Origin of the sequence: Mycobacterium sp. E2327 (assembly GCF_001672675.1) — a bacterium.
GTDB lineage: Bacteria > Actinomycetota > Actinomycetes > Mycobacteriales > Mycobacteriaceae > Mycobacterium.
Genome location: NZ_LZKE01000119.1, coordinates 66,864 through 84,908 on the forward strand (window position 1 = coordinate 66,864; position 18,045 = coordinate 84,908).

Annotated in this window: 17 protein-coding genes and 1 pseudogene; 9 read left to right on the top strand and 9 right to left on the bottom strand. The window is 69.1% G+C overall.

Annotated elements, in window-relative coordinates:
• Positions 1 to 320: 320 nt before the first annotated feature.
• Positions 321 to 1,319 carry a GGDEF domain-containing protein gene (locus tag A5712_RS14240; protein WP_068106193.1) on the top strand — a complete coding sequence of 333 codons (999 nt, stop codon included), beginning with the start codon at positions 321 to 323 and terminating at the stop codon, positions 1,317 to 1,319.
• Between the two features lie 96 nt (positions 1,320 to 1,415).
• Here the strand turns inward: A5712_RS14240 and A5712_RS14245 are convergent.
• The 4 genes and pseudogenes from A5712_RS14245 to A5712_RS14260 all read right to left on the bottom strand — a co-directional run bounded on the left by A5712_RS14245 (position 1,416) and on the right by A5712_RS14260 (position 6,500).
• Positions 1,416 to 2,662: pseudogene (locus A5712_RS14245) on the bottom strand (HNH endonuclease signature motif containing protein).
• A gap of 80 nt (positions 2,663 to 2,742) precedes the next feature.
• Complete coding sequence (locus tag A5712_RS14250) at positions 2,743 to 3,549, bottom strand: transglycosylase SLT domain-containing protein (RefSeq protein WP_156766564.1); 807 nt, start codon at positions 3,547 to 3,549, stop codon at positions 2,743 to 2,745.
• 155 nt (positions 3,550 to 3,704) lie between these two features.
• Complete coding sequence (locus A5712_RS14255; RefSeq protein ID WP_231982124.1) at positions 3,705 to 4,652, bottom strand: DMT family transporter; 948 nt, start codon at positions 4,650 to 4,652, stop codon at positions 3,705 to 3,707.
• Positions 4,653 to 4,910: 258 nt separating this feature from the next.
• On the bottom strand, positions 4,911 to 6,500 hold the full coding sequence (locus tag A5712_RS14260) for a PecA family PE domain-processing aspartic protease (protein WP_082973435.1): 1,590 nt from the start codon (positions 6,498 to 6,500) through the stop codon (positions 4,911 to 4,913).
• Between the two features lie 172 nt (positions 6,501 to 6,672).
• On the opposite strand from A5712_RS14260, the gene A5712_RS14265 reads away from it, so the two are divergent.
• The 5 genes from A5712_RS14265 to A5712_RS14285 are packed head-to-tail and all read left to right on the top strand — an operon-like array spanning position 6,673 to position 9,679.
• A complete protein-coding gene (locus A5712_RS14265; RefSeq protein ID WP_068106070.1) occupies positions 6,673 to 7,443 on the top strand; it encodes a class I SAM-dependent methyltransferase in 771 nt (256 codons plus the stop codon).
• A 46-nt stretch (positions 7,444 to 7,489) separates the two neighbouring features.
• The gene (locus A5712_RS14270) at positions 7,490 to 8,161 is read left to right on the top strand and encodes a cutinase family protein (RefSeq protein WP_068106073.1); all 672 of its coding nucleotides are present in this window, start codon (positions 7,490 to 7,492) and stop codon (positions 8,159 to 8,161) included.
• 21 nt (positions 8,162 to 8,182) lie between these two features.
• Positions 8,183 to 8,812, top strand: a complete 630-nt coding sequence (locus A5712_RS14275; protein WP_068106074.1) for a DUF1345 domain-containing protein — start codon at positions 8,183 to 8,185, stop codon at positions 8,810 to 8,812.
• Positions 8,813 to 8,833: 21 nt separating this feature from the next.
• Positions 8,834 to 9,388: a thioredoxin family protein gene (locus A5712_RS14280; RefSeq protein ID WP_068106077.1), complete on the top strand. Its 555-nt coding sequence runs from the start codon at positions 8,834 to 8,836 to the stop codon at positions 9,386 to 9,388.
• Positions 9,389 to 9,433: 45 nt separating this feature from the next.
• Positions 9,434 to 9,679, top strand: a complete 246-nt coding sequence (locus A5712_RS14285; protein ID WP_068106080.1) for a DUF6480 family protein — start codon at positions 9,434 to 9,436, stop codon at positions 9,677 to 9,679.
• Here the strand turns inward: A5712_RS14285 and A5712_RS14290 are convergent, their stop codons facing one another.
• The 3 genes from A5712_RS14290 to A5712_RS14300 all read right to left on the bottom strand — a co-directional run bounded on the left by A5712_RS14290 (position 9,680) and on the right by A5712_RS14300 (position 12,481).
• Positions 9,680 to 10,483, bottom strand: a complete 804-nt coding sequence (locus tag A5712_RS14290) for an MOSC domain-containing protein (protein WP_068106083.1) — start codon at positions 10,481 to 10,483, stop codon at positions 9,680 to 9,682.
• 78 nt (positions 10,484 to 10,561) lie between these two features.
• Positions 10,562 to 10,885 (bottom strand): DUF732 domain-containing protein, encoded by a 324-nt coding sequence (locus A5712_RS14295; protein WP_068106086.1) that lies wholly within the window; start codon positions 10,883 to 10,885, stop codon positions 10,562 to 10,564.
• 246 nt (positions 10,886 to 11,131) lie between these two features.
• Complete coding sequence (locus A5712_RS14300) at positions 11,132 to 12,481, bottom strand: PPE domain-containing protein (protein ID WP_068106089.1); 1,350 nt, start codon at positions 12,479 to 12,481, stop codon at positions 11,132 to 11,134.
• A 272-nt stretch (positions 12,482 to 12,753) separates the two neighbouring features.
• Here A5712_RS14300 and A5712_RS14305 point away from each other — a divergent pair, with 272 nt between their 5' ends.
• On the top strand, positions 12,754 to 13,746 hold the full coding sequence (locus A5712_RS14305; protein ID WP_068106201.1) for a bifunctional 2-polyprenyl-6-hydroxyphenol methylase/3-demethylubiquinol 3-O-methyltransferase UbiG: 993 nt from the start codon (positions 12,754 to 12,756) through the stop codon (positions 13,744 to 13,746).
• 4 nt (positions 13,747 to 13,750) lie between these two features.
• Here the strand turns inward: A5712_RS14305 and A5712_RS14310 are convergent, their stop codons facing one another.
• Positions 13,751 to 15,280, bottom strand: coding sequence for an FAD-dependent oxidoreductase (locus A5712_RS14310; RefSeq protein ID WP_068106092.1), 1,530 nt, complete (start codon positions 15,278 to 15,280; stop codon positions 13,751 to 13,753).
• 59 nt (positions 15,281 to 15,339) lie between these two features.
• Positions 15,340 to 16,101: a hypothetical protein gene (locus A5712_RS14315; RefSeq protein WP_068106202.1), complete on the bottom strand. Its 762-nt coding sequence runs from the start codon at positions 16,099 to 16,101 to the stop codon at positions 15,340 to 15,342.
• Positions 16,102 to 16,178: 77 nt separating this feature from the next.
• Here A5712_RS14315 and A5712_RS14320 point away from each other — a divergent pair, with 77 nt between their 5' ends.
• Positions 16,179 to 17,438 (top strand): Ig-like domain-containing protein, encoded by a 1,260-nt coding sequence (locus tag A5712_RS14320; protein ID WP_156766561.1) that lies wholly within the window; start codon positions 16,179 to 16,181, stop codon positions 17,436 to 17,438.
• 136 nt (positions 17,439 to 17,574) lie between these two features.
• Positions 17,575 to 18,015 carry a Fur family transcriptional regulator gene (locus A5712_RS14325; RefSeq protein WP_197519388.1) on the top strand — a complete coding sequence of 147 codons (441 nt, stop codon included), beginning with the start codon at positions 17,575 to 17,577 and terminating at the stop codon, positions 18,013 to 18,015.
• Positions 18,016 to 18,045 lie beyond the last annotated feature (30 nt).

Here is an 18,045-nt window from a genome sequence, read left to right on the forward strand (position 1 = left end):
CCCCCCCGAGTCGGTCCGCTTTCGCTTCGACCAGCGATTTTGCGGCATGACCCCGGTCTTGCCGCAAGCCCCGGGGTGCGTAATATGTTGAAGTGGGACGGATTAAAAGCCGCCCCTTCTTTTTGCATCCGATCTGGGTTTTCGATAAACCATCAACGGTCTCCTGGGATCTGAACTACGGTTCAGACGAATGGCGGTTGCGCGCTCCCAAAATGGCGGTGAAATAATCGGCCGCGCGTCCGCATCGGCGCATCTGACCAGAGAGTGACGGGATGGGTCTACGCCTCGCAGGCCCCGTGGGCCACCCCCGCCGATACAAGCTGCGGTTGCGAGCCGACTCCGGAAGCGGTTTTTACGGCAAACACCAGGTCCGGCTGCTGCGAATCTACTTGGGCACCACGACATTCCTGTTCGCCTACGGCGTGCTGTTCACCACCTTGATTCCGCTTCATCCCGACCGTCCCCGGGGCCATCCGGCCGGGGGCATCGTGGCGATCATCCTCGGTATCGCGGCGCTGGTCTGGCTGGCCGTGCGGCCCGACAAAACCGGGCCGGCGACGGCCGTGGCCATCGCGGCCACGCCGATCGTGATGGCCTTCCACATCGCGATCATCGCCGAGTTCGTCTGCCTGATCGCGCCGATGTTTCTGGCGATGTACCTGCGCGCGTTCTACTCGCCGCGCCGCGGCATGGTCCTGGTGTGCGTGCTTGCCCTGGCCTGCGTTGCCGGCCTGGCGGTCTCGCGCACCGCCACGCTCGGCATCGATTACCTCATCTTTGTGATTGCGATCGTCGGCGCCGCGGAGTCGTTCGGCCTGGTGACGCGGACGCTGGTGGACGCGGCGTGCACCGATCCACTCACGGGGTCGCTCAACCGCGCCGGTTGGGAGATCGCCACCGCCGACCTGCTGGCGCGATCGCGTTCGACTTCCACCGTCATCACCGTCATCGCGCTGGACATCGACAACTTCAAGCGCATCAACGACACCGACGGGCACGTCGCCGGCGACCAGCACCTGATCAGCCGAGCGACCGCGTGGCGAAACGCGGTTCCCCCCAACGCCATTGTGGCCAGGCTTGGGGGCGACGAGTTCGCTGTGTGCATCGCCGAGCGCCCAGGCCCCGGTCCGACGGCGGCCGAGCAATTCGTCGCCGCCGTGCGGCTACAGACCCCGGGCACGAGCGTCGGGACCGCATCGGCCGACGGAGCGATCGCCAACGTGGCCGTGCTGTGGGCGGTCGCCGACGCGAATCTGTACGCCGCCAAGCAGAACAGGGCTCCGCAGCAGCGGGATCCCGATCTGCGCCACGCGCTGTAGACCCGACTTGGCCGGAATTGGTCAAGGTCCGATTGCAGCGAGCGCTAACGAAATCCCCTACGCGACAACCCGTTTCGGCTCAGGTACGGAACCGGCCTAGTTGTTTGTTGGTGGGGGTTGGGGTTCGAAGGGGGTGTACCACCACCAGTTGGCGCGTTCGCCGAGGGGTCCGCGGCAGGGTGGGACGGCGGGTGGGGGGCGCTTCGGTGGCCGGGCGAGTGATCCCGCGGACAGTGGTTGCCCGTCGTCGTCGGTGACGACGAGGTGGTCGGCGGGTCCGGTGATGGTGATCAGGCCGCGGTGGTGTGCCCGGTGGTGATAGGGGCACAGCAGCACCAGGTTGGTCAACTCGGTGGGGCCGCCGTTTTCCCAGTGCACGAGGTGGTGGGCGTGCAGGCCGCGGGTGGCCCCGCAGCCGGGGACCGCGCAGGTGGGGTGGCGGTGCTCGAGGGCGCGGCGCAGCCGGCGGTTGACGGTGCGGGTGGTGCGCCCGGCACCGATGGGCCGCCCGTCGCGTTCGAACCACACCTCGCAGGTGGCATCACAGGTCAGGTATTGGCGCTCGGCGTCGGATAGCAGCGGGCCCAGGTGTAGCGCGGCGGCGCGCCGCTCGACGTCGAGGTGCACCACCACCGTGGTGTGCTGGGCGTGCGGGCGGCGGGCCGCTTCGGCGTCCCAGCCCGCCTCCACCAGCCGCATCAACGCATCAACCGTGTTGGGCAGCGGCGGCGCCGCTTCGGAGGGGGCGTTGCCGTCGCCGCGGTCGCGTTTCCACGCCGCGAACAGCGCGTCGCGATGCGCGGCCAGCGCCGCGTCGAATGTCGCCGCGTCCACGTGCGGGAGTTTGATCCGATAGCAGCTGCCCTGCTCGTCGGTGGTCTTGGTGATCGAGCGCTCGGGTTCGGACCGGGATCGGGGTCGGGGCGCGGTTCGAGTTTGATCGCGGTGCGCAACTGGGTGACCGTGGCCACCTTCGCCAGCTGGACGTAATGCTCATCCGAGCCCGCGCCCGCGCGGGTGGCGATCACCCCGACCTGATCCAGCGACAACTGCCCCTGCCGCAAGGCCGCGGTGCAGCGCGGAAACTCCTGCGCGCGGCCGGCCACCGTGGCGATCGTATGGGCGTTGGCCGGCGAGCAGCCGGTCTTCCAGGCCACCAACGCCGGGATCGACCGCGCCCCGGTATTACCCCACAACCCGTCGCGATCGATCTCAGCGACGATCTGCACAATGCGCCCATCAATCGCATTGCGTTGACCGCACAACTCCGCCAACTCCTCAAACAGCACCTCAAGACGCGTCGGCGTATTCACCAAAGCCCCACCAGCTGCGGTCGAAGACATGACCCCATCATCACAGCCGGGTACGACAAGTTTTCGGCCAAGCGGGACAACGAGATTGGCCGCCAGGGCGCCGATCCCCGTCACTGCGGGTGGCTGGCCACGTACTCCGCGGCGGGGATCGGCGACGAGGCGGCGTAGCCGATGGGCAACAGCACGTCGCCCGAGGTGGTGTTGCAGTAGACGTCCCAGCGGTAGTAGGCGGCAAACGTGGCGGGATCGGACCCGATGAGCGCCGCGTACTGATCGACCGCGCGCACGTATTCATTCGCGTGGTTGTACCGGTAGATGGCGTGATCGCGGTCGCCGGCAAAGCCATTGGCCGCCAGGTAGCGGCCCGCGGCCATGATGCTGTCGTGCGGCGAGTTGATGTCACCGCCCTGCCCGTAGCTGGCAAACGTCCCGGGCAGGAACTGCATCGGCCCCTGCGCGCCGGCGGTGCTCACGCCATGGATGCTGCCGAGGCGGGTCTCGACAAGGTTGATGGCGGCCAGGTAGTTCCAGCCGACGCCGGATTCCGACTCCGCCTGGTGGTAGTAGCCCAGCAGCTCGTCGGCCGCGGCCGGCGGCTCGATGCTCCACGCGGGCAGCGTGTCCCGCACGGCCGTCATCGCGGTGAGCTGCCGGCGGGCGTCGACGTTGCGGTCGTAGACATCGAGCAGCGATGCCGGGATCCGCGGTCGTATGGTCGCGTCCCATTCGGGGTGGCGCCCGATGGCGCGATACGCCGCCTGCTCGCGGTGCGCCGCCGCCACCAACCCAGCCTCCCCCGTCGACGCGTCACGCAGCGCGTGCTCATCGGCGACGAGGTCGTCGGCCACTTGCGCGGGGTCCGACGCCAGCTGGGGCTGCGCGCCGGCGGGGATGCTCGGCGCCGCGGGCCGCGTCATGGTCGTGGCGGATGCCGTGGGAGCCGGCGCCCCGACGAGGGCGACCAGGATCGCGCCGAGGACAACCAGCTTGGCGTGCGGTTTACCGCTCACAGTGTGCCTCCCGTCCGATCCGACTCGGGGTAGCTCAACGGTAGCGACACGCGCGGCGGCCGCTATGCGCTGTCCCCGATTCGCGCGCCGGTGGCCGTCATCGGCTCGAGCGGCGGTTGCGGGGTCGGCAAACTGGCCCCGGCGGCTTCGTCGCGGCCCAGCGCGATCGCGGCCGCCGCCATCGCCACCACCGCGACGGCAAGGACCAGTGCCGCCGATCCCCGCACCGCCAGGTGCTCCCCGAGGACCACCACACCGAGCACGACCGCGACGATCGGTTCGCCGACCAACATGATCGGTACGGACGCCTGCAACGCGCCGGCGTGAAACGCCGCCTGTTGCACGACGGTGAGCGCTGCGGCGAGCCCGACCAGCACATACAGGGCCGGCACGGTCAGCAGTCCCTGCCACCCGGCCACGGCGAAGCGGTGCGTGCAGATCTTGGTCAGGACGGCAATCATGCCCAGCAGGACCGCCACCGGGACCGCCAGCAGCATGGCGCGGGGTCGGCCGGCGGCGCGGCGGGCTGCGGCGACGCACACGATCACCAGCGGCACGGTCATCATCAGGGCGATCGTCCACGCGGGAACCGGGGCCCGGTTGTGGCCCTCGCGGGGCTGCCCGACGAGCACGAAGACGGCCAGGGCGGCGGTCAACAGCGTCGCCCACCCCCAGTCGGCCCAACTGATGCGCTGGTGGCACAGCCTCGCGCTCATCGGCAGTGCGAACAGCAGCGACGACACCAGCAGCGGCTGGACCAAGAGCAAGGATCCGTGGGCCAGCGCCAGCGCTTGGAAGACGTAACCGGCGACCGCGGCGAGAGTGCCCGCCCACCACAGCGGTTCGCGGACCACGGTGGTGGCCATCGTTGCCGACATGGCTTTGTCGTCAGGCACGCCGCGTGCGACGCGTTGCCGAACGACGATGCCGACCGCGGCCCAGAATGCGGCGAGCAACGCCGACACGATCGCCACTGCGTGTTGCGCCACCCACCCCATGGCCGGGTGCATACCCAGCATTCAAGCGGTGCGAACCTCACGCGGCGAGAGGGCGCGACTCACTGGTAGAAGATCGTCGTCCCGGCGCCACCCCGGCTATACGAGATGTACACGGGATGTTCGAGGAAGGGCAGCGCCCGGTGTTCATCACGCACGAGCCGGCACCCGCGAACATCAGCGCCGAATTGGCGGTGCCGAAGAAATGAGAGTCGTTCTACCCGTTAGGGAATCGCCAATTCGGCCATGCGGGATTGCGGATTTCGCCTCAGGTCACTGGAAAACGGTCGCGGTGCCGTTGCCGTAGTTGATGTAAACCGGGTGCTCCGCGAAAATCAGGTTCCCGGTGTTCATCAGCCCGCTCGAGATCGGCGTCGGGAAGTAATCCCCGTTGTATGTGTACGAGTACAGCAGGTGCGTACCGCTCGCGTCGTAGACGTCGATGGTCTGTCCGGGCAACGCGCCAAGGCCCGACGGCAGAGTTCCTTGCACGCCACCGGAGTCGACGATCGACGCGACTTGGCCCACATCGACGCCGTTGACCTTCACGTCGAGGTTGGTAATCGGCATCTGGGGCAGCGTCGTCACCACAGGGTGCCCTGCGACCGACGAGAAGCTACCGAACTGGAGCTGAGGATTGGCGGCGGTCTGGTCGATGAGCAGGCCCGAATTGTAGGGCGCCGGCAGCGCCTGCAGCGGAATGCTGGGACCGGGGCCGCCGGCGTTCGGTCCCACTCCCAGGACGCCGGAGGCACCGTCGGAAGCGAAGAAGGACTGGAACGTCAGCCCGTTTGTCATCGCGGACTGGATGGACACCGGGAAGGCCAGGAACTCGACGTTGACGGGGGTGGACGCGGTCGTCAGCCCGCCGCCGAAATTCACCGGCGCGTTGTAGGTCAGGTACAGGTAATCCAGTCCCCCGCTGTACCCCCCGATGCCGCCTCCGATGGGGATGCCGAGCTGCAGCACGCCCAACAGACCGCCGACCTTGGTGAACGGGATGACGAGGCCGGCGGAGCCGGTGTCGACCAGCAACGGCACAGCCGATCCGGTGCCGACGGAGGCGTTCACCAACGGCTCGGTCCCGGCGAAGACCGATAGCGGGGCGGTCGCTGTGCCGCCGCTTACCGTCGCGCTGGTGCCGAGCGACTGCGGCCCCGTGGGAATCAGCTGGCGCCCGAACAAGATGTCGGTCGGGAAATTGATGATGTCGGCGGCGTAGGTTTCCAACGCCTGAACAGGGTTCCCGAGTGGGTTGCTGGCCGCGGAGGTCAGCGAACCGATGGCCGCGGGGGCGGCGGCCGCCGGGTTGGCAATCGCCGCGGACGCCTGCGCCGGCAGCGCCTGGAGCGCGGACGCCCAGGTAGAGAGTTGGGCCGCGGCGGCCGAAACTCCGCCGTGGTATCCGACCATCGCGGAAACGTCCTGGGCCCACATCTCCTCGTATGCGGCTTCCGTGGCGGCGATGGCGGGCGCGTTTTGCCCGAACAGGTTGGAGAACACCAGCTGCACCAGCTGGTTCCGGTTCGCGTCGACCACCAGGGGATGCACCGTGGCGGCCAGGGCGGATTCGAACTCGCCGGCCACCACCTGGGCTTGCAGGGCGGCCGTCTGCGCATGCGCCGCCGCCGCACTCAGGGACGCCGAGTACTGCGCCGCGGTCGACAGCATCGCCGCCGAGGCGGGCCCCTGCCAGGCGTCGGCGGCCAGACCGGAGGTGATCGAAGAGAACGACTGCGCCGCGGTACCGAGTTCGGCGGCAAGCCCGTCCCACGCCGCGGAAGCGGCCAGCATGGGCGTCGGGCCGGCGCCGGAATGGAGCAGAGAAGAAATAATCTCTGGCGGTGACGTCAGAAAACTCATCCCCCGGGTGTCCTTCCCTCTGCCCCACGACCACGCGTTTTCACCGGGGACGGGCCTTCAAGCCACCAGCCGGTACGCCAGACTCTAGGGAAAAGCGGGCCAAAATTCTCGGTATTTACCAAACGTTTTCGCGCCGACGGCCCTGGGCGCCGACCGCGACTACGGTGGCACCGTGACCGACCGTCAACAACGCGCGATGTCCTTCGGGTCGATTGCCGAAAACTACGACGGGCTGCGGCCCCAACCCCCGCCGGAGGCGGTGAACTGGCTGGTCCCGTCCGGATGCGGGGTGGCCGTCGACGTCGGTGCCGGCACCGGACTCTTCACCCGGGCGTTGCTGGGCAAGGTCGCGCAGGTGGTCGCCGTCGAACCGGACGCGCGCATGCGGAGGGTCCTCGCGGCCCGATCCCCCGGCGTGCGGGTCGTCGAGGGCCGCGGCGAGTCGATTCCGCTACCCGACGCGTCTGCGGACGCGGTGTTCGTCTCCTCGGCGTGGCACTGGATGGACCCCGAGCGCGCCGTGCCGGAGATCGGTCGAGTGCTGCGTGACGGCGGTCGGCTCGGCCTGATCTGGACGAGCCGGGACCGCGAGGTGGGCTGGGTCCGGGACCTCGACCGGCTACCCGGCGACGAGGCCTCCGACGCCGAGGCGGCCGACCGGGCTCGCCGGCGCCTGGACGTCGTCCTCCCGTTGCCGACGACGTTCCGCAACTTCGCCCGCGAGACGTTCCGATTCACGCGAACCATGACGATCGACGACGCCGTCGCGATGCTGGGCACCTACAGCAGGTTCCTCGTCGCCTCCCCCGACGACCGCGCCCGGCGGCTGACCGAAGCGCGGGAGGCCCTAGCGGCGCGGTTCCCCGGCGCCGACACGGTCGATATGCCCATGCAGGCGCGCTGTTGGCGGGCCGATCGGCTCGCGCGCGGCGACGGGATTTGAGGCACCGCTTGCGCCGCCGTCGTCGCGGGTGTGTCAGCATTTGGAAATGAATTCACCCAGGCTTGCCCGCATCGCTGGCGTATCGGCCGTGACGGCGTGGGCGGCGCTGAGCGCGCCGATCGCCATCCCGGTCGCGTCCGCCGACCCCTGCACCGACGTCGCGGTCGTCTTCGCTCGTGGCACCCACCAGGAGCCCGGCCTCGGAAACATGGGGCAGGCATTCGTCGACTCGCTCACTGCACAGCTGGCGGGGCGGTCGGTCAGTTCCTACGCCGTCAATTACCCGGCGAACGACGACTATCACAACAGCGCGTCGGCCGGCTCCAACGACGCCAGCGCGCACATCCAGGACGTCGCCGCCAGCTGCCCCAACACGAAAATGGTGCTCGGCGGGTACTCCCAGGGCTCGACCGTGATCGACCTCGCCAGCCAGACCCTGCCGGGCCCGGTGGCCGACCACGTCGCCGCCGTCGCCCTGTTCGGCGAGCCGTCCAGCGGGTTCTCCAGCATGTTGTGGGGCGGCCAGCCGCTTCCGACGATCAGCCCGGTGCTGGTCGGCCGGACCATCAGCCTGTGCGCGCCCGACGACCCGATCTGCTCCCCGGGCGGCAACATCTTGTCGCACATGTCGTACATCGACTCCGGCATGGTCAACCAGGCCGCGACGTTCGCCGCCAACAAGATCGGTCAGGCGCCCGGCCGGGCACAGAACGGCTAGCGGCCTCCGAGCCACCCGACCGTGAGATCCCTTGTAGCGGTTCGGATCCTGATCGCCGTGGTGCTCGGCGTCGCGGTCGCATTCGCGGTGGGCAATACCATCGGCTGGCGATTCGCCCTCGTCGGCTGGGTCGTCACCGCCGGCGTGTATGTGGTGTGGACGTGGCTCCTGTTGGGCGGCATGGACGCCGACCGAACCCGCGAATACGTCACCCGCGAGGACCCCACCCGGTGGATCGCCGATACCGTCGTCGTGTCGGCAAGCCTCGCCAGCCTGGTCGGGGTGGCCTATGTGGTCGCCGCCGGGTCGCGCTCCGGCGCCGCGGCCGTCGTCGCCGCCCTGCTGGGCATCCTGGCGGTCTCGGCGTCCTGGTTCGCGGTGCACACGCTGTTCACCGTGCACTACGCGCGCCTCTACTACTCCGACGAACCGGGCGGGATCAACTTCCACGACCCGGAGCCGCCCCGATTCAGCGACTTCGCGTATCTGGCCTTCACCGTCGGCATGACCTATCAGGCGTCGGACACCGAGATCGGGCTGACGTCCATCCGCTCGACGGTGTTGCGCCAGGCGCTGCTGTCCTATCTGCTTGGCGCCGTTGTCCTTGCGGTCACCATCAATTTGATCGCCGGGCTGGGCTCCAAGGTGTGATCCGCGGCTAATCTGGCTGGCATGGCCATCGAGTCCACCATGCTTGCCCTCGGCACCCCCGCGCCGCCGTTCTCGCTGCCCGAGCCGGCCACCGGCGCCACGGTCAGCCTCGACGACCGCGCGGGCCCCGCGCTGGTCGTCACCTTCATCTGCAACCACTGCCCTTACGTCAAGCACGTCGCCGCCGGGCTCGCCGCGCTGGGCCGCGACCTGGCGGACAAGGGCGTCGCGATGGTCGGCATCTCGAGCAACGACGTCGTCACCTACCCGCAGGACGGGCCCGAGCAGATGGTCGCCGAGGCCCGTGCCCACGGCTGGACGTTTCCGTACCTGTACGACGAGAGCCAGGACGTCGCGCGCGCCTTCTCGGCGGCCTGCACGCCCGACACGTTCGTGTTCGACGGCGAGCGCCGCCTCGTCTATCGCGGACAGCTCGACGATTCCCGCCCGGGAAACGACAAGCCGGTGACGGCCGCCGACGTCCGGGCCGCGGTCGACGCGGTGCTCGCCGGCCGGCCGGTCGACGCCGATCAGCGCCCGTCGATCGGGTGCGGCATCAAGTGGCGTTCAGCCTGATTCGCGCGTTTGGGCGCCGCTCGGGCGGGTATCGCAACACCAGCCATGACCGCGCAACCTCCCGACCCCGACCCCACGCAAACCCCCGACCTCGAGCGGGGTGGAGGCGTCGCGCCCGGCGCGACACCGCCGGCCGCGCCGCAGACCTCGGGTGTGGCCGAGGCTCAACCACCCAATCGCCGGCGATTCACTCCCGGCGCCACGCTCACGGTCCTCGCCGTCTGCGTGTTCTCCGTGGCGTTCCTCGCGGTGGCCGTGCTGCTCGTCATGAAAATGGTTGGGGCCCACTGATTACGGGCCGATGGTGACGGGGTCACCGACCCGAATGACACCCTGCCGAACCACCTCCAGGTAGGTCCCCGCGCACGGCTGCGGTCCGTGACCGCCGGTGTCCCAACGGTTCTCGGCCGCTGGAATGCGAAGCGCGTGCGGGGCTCGGGGCAACGGGCCGTGCTCAAGGGTGGGCACCACGCACCGTGAGGTGGCAGTCAGGGCTCGCAGCCGTGCCTCCCCGACCACTATTTCCCTTCCCGTCCAATCGTTTTCGGCATATGGCGGATGCCCCGGCGGCGTCGCGATCACCAGGTTGGGCCGGTAGCGCAGCGCCTCCACGTCGATGTGCTCGAGGGTGGCCGTGGTGATCGCGTGCAGCGGAGCCTCGTCGGTGAACGAGTCGCCCGGGGTCGCCTGAGCGATCTGAAGGATGCGGCCGCCGACTTCGGCGTCCAACCCGAACTCGAGCAGCTGCTCGGGATCCGGGCGTTCCAGCGTGGCGCCCTGCGGTCGCTGCCTGACAAGTCGGACCGTCCGCCCCAGCAGCCGCGAGAGCACGTCGTCGACGTCGGGGTCATCGGCGGTGACGTCGGTCCCGTCGGGCAGCCTGATCGTGACCCGGCCGGTGCCGGCGTGGGCGGTGCATTTGAGCAACCCGCGCCAGAGCCGCGCCTGTTTGGCGCTGGCCACATGGCCGGTCTCGGTGTCGACGAGCGCCAGCCGCCGGTCCCCCTCGGCTCCGCCTTCGTCGATGAACAGGGAGTCCACGGTTTCGCCGAGCATCGACTTCACCGGGTAGCGGCGCAAACTCTCCACCCGCATGTGCACTTTTCCCCCGCGAGAGACCCGTCGTTCACCGTCAGGGACGACAGTAGTGCGGTCGCGGCGGCCGGGTGTCGACTAGTCCGGGCAGTAGGTCGATTCCGCCGCGCTGACCCAGCCGGTCATGTCGGCGAACGAGAAGCCCTTCGAGCTCATGCCGGAGTGCAAGTCGGCGGCGATCGCGTCGGGCGTCTTGCCGGCCATCCGGTCGGCGCAGACCGCATGCCCCAGTGCGATCATGTCGGAGTCACCCGACGAGGGCCAGCTAAATCCGAGGTTTTTCAGTTTCGCGAGGTATGCGTCGTCCGTCGAGTCGGCCGATGCAATCGCGATGCTTGCTGTCAGGGCAGCGCCAACCATCACGGGAATTGTCAGTTTGGCCAGCCAGCGAGGTGCAGACATTTCGTGCCCTTCTTTTCTTGTCGGCGTTCAGGTGCCGTCAGTATATGGTCGTCCGGCCCGGCATGAACATTAAAAACTTCGAAACGTGCGGCCAGGAGGTCTGTGCCGGCGGTCGAACGATGGGCGGCTACTCGAAGGCCTTCGCGAGTTGGCGAGAATGCAACGCCGGCGAATACACGGCGTAACCAACCGGTGCATAGCTTCATTTGCTGTCAAAAGACAACTGTTGCCGTGGCCGACGATTTGCTAAGGAATCTGAGACAGGAGTTTCTTCTTTTGTTCGGTGAATTCCTCGTCGGTGAGGACTCCCGAGTCGCGCAGCGAGGCCAGCTCCCGAAGCTCGGCGGCGACGCTCGTGACCGGGCCGCCGGCCGGGGCTTCCGGCGGCGCCTTCTTGTCGGTTGTCGTCGGCGCCCCGATCCGCTCCCGGCGGGCCGGGGCGCCGGCCCCGCCACCGGTGCCGGCCATCGCGCGCCCCGCCATGCCCGCCAGGGCCATCTGGCTGAACAGGCTTCCCATGCTCCCGGTCGAGGCCTCGGCGGCGGCGCCCATGCTGGTCGCCGGCAAGGCGACCGCCAAGGGCCGTATCATCGTCGTCTCGGCGGCCCAGGCGGGCGGAACCGACAGGGCCCCAACGGTTTTCGCTTCGGCGAGGCCCGCCGTGGCCGCCGACCCGCCGGCCAGGTTGGTGATCACCGGGAACGGGGAGGGCGGCACCGGCGCATCCCCCGGCCAGGGCTGGACCCCTGCCCAGCCGCTGACGATGTCGTCGGTGTGGAAACCGGTCAGGGCACCGGCAACGTCGAACGGAAGGGCCGGCAGCGCCACCCCCGTGTCAACCCCGAGGCTCGCCGCGCTCAACTCGGGGTCGATGAAAACCCCGCTCAGGTTCGCCAGCACAGCCAGCAGGTCGAGCGGCCCGAACTGGGCGGGGGTGGCGGCCGCCAGGCTGGTCAGCGCGCTGGGGACCGCCGCGATGGCCTGCACGCTGGACACGGCGCCCTGCGCGTTTCCCGCGGAGGTGCCGGTGGCTTGCGCCACCGCCGCGGCCTGCGCGGCCGGCCCGGCGGAACTGGTGTTTTGCGGCGGCGGCGCGAACGGCGTCAGCGTCGTCGCCAACGCCGACGCGGCGGCATAGCCGTACATCGCGGCGGCGTCCTGGGCCCACATCTCGGCATACTGCGCCTCGGTGGTCGCGATCGCTGGAGTGTTCTGACCGAAGATATTGGTCGCGACCAGTGCCAGCAGCAGGCTGCGGTTGGCCGCGACCACCGGCGGCGGAATCGTCTGCGCGAAGGCCGCCTCGTAGGCGCCGGCCGCGGCCTTGGCCTGGTTGGCGGTCTGCTCGGCCTGCGTGGCCGAGGTTCTCGTCCACGCCAAATACGGGGCGGCCGCAGCCGCCATCAACCCCGAGGTCGGGCCCAGCCAGGGCCCGGCGGTCAGCGCCGCCACCTCCGATTGGTAGGAACTCGCCGCCGCGTGCAGGGCGGCGGCCAGGCCGTCCCAGGCCGTCGCGGCGGCCAGCAGCGGTCCCGAGCCGGGGCCGGTGTACATCCGGGCGGAGTTGATCTCGGGCGGTAATGCCGCGAAGTCCATGTCGGTTCCCTCCGATCGAGTCAAACGCCGCCAGGACACGGACGGCTTCCCGACTAGTTGGGCGGCGCGGCCGAATCGGACCGGCAAACGATTGCACTTCCCTCAGTAGTACATGTCCGGCACGTGAACTTGGCTAATACCCCGCCAAACGGCAGTGTTAACGGGTGGTGTAGGACGGCGGCCCCTGTGCGACCGCGGATCGGGTCGTGTAGAAGAGTCTCGTGGACGCGCCGCAGCCCAAACCGTTCGACACGCCGAGGTTGCGCGAAGCGATGGTCAGCCGGGTGTACCGCCGGTCGATGGCCGAGGGCCAGATTTCGGTGCCCGCCGTTCCCGGCATGATCGACGAGTACGCCCAGTTGTGCGCCAACCTGTGCGCGACGCTGGGTGTGCCCTATACGCCCGAACAAGCTCGTCAGCTCAACAAGGTGCTGGAGACGGAGCTGGCGAAGGCCTTCAAGGCCTCCCAGCGTTCGGAGATCATCATCTCGTTTCAGGTTCCCTTCGGAACGGGTCTGAACTACCGCGTCAACGCCGAATGGCGCACCGTCGAGGCCGACTACGACAACTGGGTCGAGACCCGGCCGGCGCCCCTGTTCGGCGCCGAACCCGACGCGCGCGTGCTCGCGCTGGCCTGCGAGGCGGCCGACCCGGCGAGCTGTCGGGTACTGGACGTCGGCGCCGGCACCGGGCGCAACGCGGTAGCCCTGGCGCGGCGCGGCCATCCCGTGGACGCCGTGGAGATGGCGCCGAAGTTCGCCGAGCTCATGCGCGCGGACGTGGAACGCGAATCGCTCGGCGTGCGCGTCATGCAGAGCGACGTCTTCACCGCCATGGAGGGCGTCCGCGACGAGTACCAGCTGATGGTCCTCTCCGAGGTGGTACCCGACTTCCGTACTCCGCACGAATTGCGAGGCGTGTTCGAACTCGCCGCCGATGTGTTGGCACCGGGCGGGCGGCTGGTGTTCAACACGTTCCTGCCGCGGCCCGGCTATACCCCCGACAGAGCCGCGATCGAACTCGGGCAGCAGTGCAACACGATGATCTTCACCCGCGACGAGGTATCGAACGCGGCGACCGGGCTGCCTTTCGACCTCGTCGCCGACGATTCGGCCTACGACTACGAGAAGGCCCACCTGCCGGAGGGCGCCTGGCCCCCGACCGGTTGGTTCGAGAGCTGGGCCAGCGGCCTCGACGTGTTCGACATCCCCCGCGATCAGTCCCCGATCGAGTTGCGCTGGCTCGTCTATCAGAAGACGGCCTGAGGGCCTACCCCGAGTACACGTTCGGCGCGCTACGTGTCAGATCCCTGGTCGCCGGGCCTTCCAGAAGGGTGCCGTCCGGGGCGAAGCGCGACCCGTGGAGCGGGCATTCCCACGCCTGGTCGGCGTCGTTCCAGTTGACGATCCCACCGAGGTGCGGGCACACCGGGGAAACGCGGTGCTCGGTGCCGTCCACGCGGCAGCGGGCCTCCAGGTGCCACGGCGGCCCGCTCACCACGCCGCCCTCGCCGTTGACCGGGCTGCGGCGGCCGGTGCGTATCGCCGGGGTGATCCAACCCTTCGCCAGGTCGAAGCCCACCTCGAGGTTGGCCTGCAGCGCCATCAGCAAGCCCGACAGCTCGTGCGGGCTCCAGCTGGCGAACGCGCCGGCCCAATCCATCCGCCCGCCCAGGATGCGGCTGGACAACGCCAACGCGGCCGCGGGGCCGTTGGTCATGCCCCACTTGTTGAAACCCGTTGCGACGAAGATGGTTTCGGTGTTCGGCAGGATGGGGCCCACATACGGCAGGTAGTCGATGGGCGTGTAGTCCTGCGCCGACCAGAAATGGGTCTGCACGGACCCCGGGTAGTGCTTGCGCGCCCACGACGATAGTTCCTGCAACGATTTCGACGGGCTCTTCTTGCGGCCCACCGTGTGGCCGGCCCCGCCGACGATCAGCCGCTCGCCGTCCGCGACGGGCGCGTAGCGGACCGAACGGGTCGGCGAGTCGGTGGAAATCATCATCGGCCGGGTGATGTTGCCGGGGACCTTGAACGCCAGACAGTAGGACCGGCTTGGCTTCACGCGCGCGAAATAGCCGCCGCGATCCAGGATCGGGATTCCGGTGGCGAGCACCAGCTGCTCGGCCTGCAGCTCGACGTCCTGCCGCGCGGCGTCGTTGACGTGCACCCGCACCCCCTTGCCGCGCCAGGACACCCGCCGCACCCGGGTGTGCTCGACCAGCCGCCCGCCGCGGCCGAGCAGCTCGGTGGCCAGCGAGTCGAGGAACGGCATGGGGTCGAACTGCGCCTGGTCGGGCAGCCGCACGCCGCCGTGGTACGGGAACGGCACGTCGGCGGCGTCGTCCCACACGGCGCCCAGGCCCACCGCCTGGCAGGCCGCCAGCTCCGCGCGCGCGGACAACACGCCCCGAGCCGACTGCGCGTAGGTATAGGCGTCCTCGCGCTGCACGGCGACGCCGTTCGACTCGCAGTGCTGCAGCACCCACTCCTGGCCCTCGCGATTGCCGTCGACGTAGGCGCGGGCGACGTCCAGACCGTGCCTGGGCAGGATCTTCGACAGCGGGCTGCCCTGCAACAAACTGATCTTCGCCGTGGTGTTTCCCGTCGCACAGGAACCGACCGTGCGGGCCTCGACCACCAACACGTCCTTGCCCGCGCGGGCCAGCAGGACGGCGGTCATCAGCCCGGTGATCCCGGCGCCGACGACGATGACATCGGCGGAACGTGGGCCGTCCTCGAGCCGGCTTGCGGTCCAGGTCGGTTCGGCGCGGTCGGATAGCCATAAAGAAGTCACGGCTGGGCTGATACCCCCACAGCGTCGACGGAAACTGCGCGCCGCCCGCGGAATCGCAGTCACGCGCTGTTGAGCTGCGCTTTCGCCTCCTTCAGCGATTCGGCGGCCGCGCGGCTGGCGCGCTTCGCCTTGTCGTAGGCGGCCTCGGCCTTGTCGAATTCGCGCTCGGCCTTGCGCAGGGCCGCGATCGCTTCGTCGCGTCGTTGCCGGGCCGCGTCGCGTTCGGCGTGCCGCTTCGAGAGGGCGTCGTCGGCGGCGGCTTGGGCTTGCTCGGCGTCGGTGACGGCCGCGGTCAACTTCTCCCGGCGCCGCTCCGCGGCCCTCTGCGAACGCTTCGCCGGCGGGGCCGGCGCCGCGTCGCCGAACCCGCCGAAACCCGACCATCGCTCGGGCTTGGCCAATCGGCCGAGTCGCTCCCTGACCTCGGGGTCGGCGATCGCGGCTTGCAGGGTGGCGGTCACGTCCTCGCGCACCGACGCGGACGGCCGCTTGACGTCGGCCACTTCGAACGCGGCGCGGGCGAGCCCCTCGATCAGCTTGTGTTGCTCGGCGGACAGCGCCCGGATGCGTTCGCCGTCCATCGCGGCGTGCGCGTCGCGCAGGCGGTCACCGAGGTCGGCGAGGCGCTTCTTGGTGTCCTTCTGCGAGAGCGCGACCCGGTTGACGATCCAGGCCGCGGCGGTGGGTTTGCGCGCCGCGGAGATTCGTTTAGCGGCCGCCGCGTCACCGCGGTCCTTCGCCGCTTTGGCCAATCTGTTGCGTTCGGCGGTGAAAGCCTCCGGCTCGGTCCGGTACAGACTGTCGAGTTCGTCGTCGGCCATGACCCCCATGATCCTCCGCACGCGCGACGCGGCCCGCGCCACGTTTCAGCGCGTACGCCCCGGGCTATGTGATGCACATGATCGCCCCTCGTCCGGCAGTTGGATGGCTGCGCCCGCTCCTGTTCGCGGTGTTGCTGGTGGCCGGGGTGGTGGGCGCGATCCAGCTGGCCACGTCGGTCAGGTGCCCGCACGGCGCGTGCCCCGGCACCGGCACGAAAGAGCCTGCCGCGGCGCGGATAACGATCACCCCCGGACCCAACGCGCACGACGTCGACCCGGTCGCGCCGGTCATGGTGAAGGCCGACGCGGGAACGCTGACGGACGTTCGCATGGTCAACGAGAGCGGCAAACCGATCGAGGGCATCACCACCCCGGACAACACCGCCTGGAAGCCCACCGTGCCGCTGGGATACGGGCGCACCTACACGCTGACCGTCACCGCCCGCGGGCCCAACGGTGTTGCGGCAACGCAGGTCTCGTCGTTCTCGACGCTGCGTCCGTCCAACCAGACCAAGGTTTCGTTCACCACCACCTCGGAGGCTCCGCTGCACGACGGCGGCACTTACGGCGTCGGAATGGTGGTCGTCGCCCACTTCGACGAGCAGATCACCGACCGGGCCGCCGCCGAGCGACAGCTGAGCGTGACCACCAGCCCGCCGGTGCAGGGCTCCTGGTTCTGGGTCGACAGCCAAAACGCCCACTGGCGACCCGAGCACTACTACGCCCCGGGAACGACGGTCACCGCCGAAGCCAAGATCTACGGAATTGCCTTGGGCGACGGGCTGTTCGGGCAAGACGACACGCGGGTGTCGTTCCGGATCGGTGACGCGCACATATCCATCGCCGACGACGCCACCAAACAGGTCAGCGTCTTCGACAACGGCAAGCTGGTGCGCACCATGCCCACCTCGATGGGGATGGGCGGCACCGAGGACGTCGGCGGTCACACCATCTCGCTGTGGACCCCGCCGGGCATCTACACCGTGATCGACAAGGGCAACCCGGTCGTGATGGACTCCTCGACGTTCGGCCTGCCCAAGAACTCGCGGCTCGGCTATCGCGAGACGATCAACTACGCGACCAAGATCAGCACCGACGGCATCTACCTGCACGAGCTCGACGCCACGGTGTGGGCCCAGGGCCACCGGGACACCTCGCACGGCTGCCTGAACCTCAACGCCGACAACGCGAAGTGGTTCTACGACTTCTCGGTACCCGGTGACGTCGTCGAGGTCCGCAACAGCGGAGGGCCGCCGTTGACGCTGGCCCAGAACGGCGACTGGACGCTGAGCTGGGACCAGTGGCGCAACGGCAGCGCCCTGAAGCCGGCTTCCTAAGTTTGCAGAGTCGCGCTCTGGCGCAACGTCATTCGGTCCGGCGGACCGACCGGATGCGCACGGTTCACCACTTATTCGGCGGCTCGCCCCCGGGAAAGTCTTGACTGATTCCAAATAAGAGTGTGATATGGACCACGTGTCCTCATCGGCGAGTTACGCGGACCGGCTGCGTATGGCCGACCTGCGCGTGACCCGGCCGCGGGTCGCCGTGCTGGAGGCGGTACACGCCCACCCCCATGCCGACACCGACACGATCTTCAACGCCGTACGCGGGGATCTGCCCGACGTCTCCCGCCAGGCCGTCTACGACGTGCTGAGCGCGGTGACCGCCGCGGGCCTGGTGCGGCGGATCCAGCCCTTGGGCCTGGTCGCCCGCTACGAATCCCGCGTCGGCGACAACCACCATCATGTCGTCTGCCGCTCCTGCGGGGTCATCAACGACGTCGACTGCGCAGTCGGCGAGGCGCCGTGCTTGACCCCGTTGGACGACAACAACGTTCTGGATGGCTTCGTCCTCGATGAGGCCGAGGTCATCTACTGGGGCATGTGCCCCGACTGCTCGACGGCAGAGTCCTGATCACTCCCGTGATCGCAGCCCGCATTACAA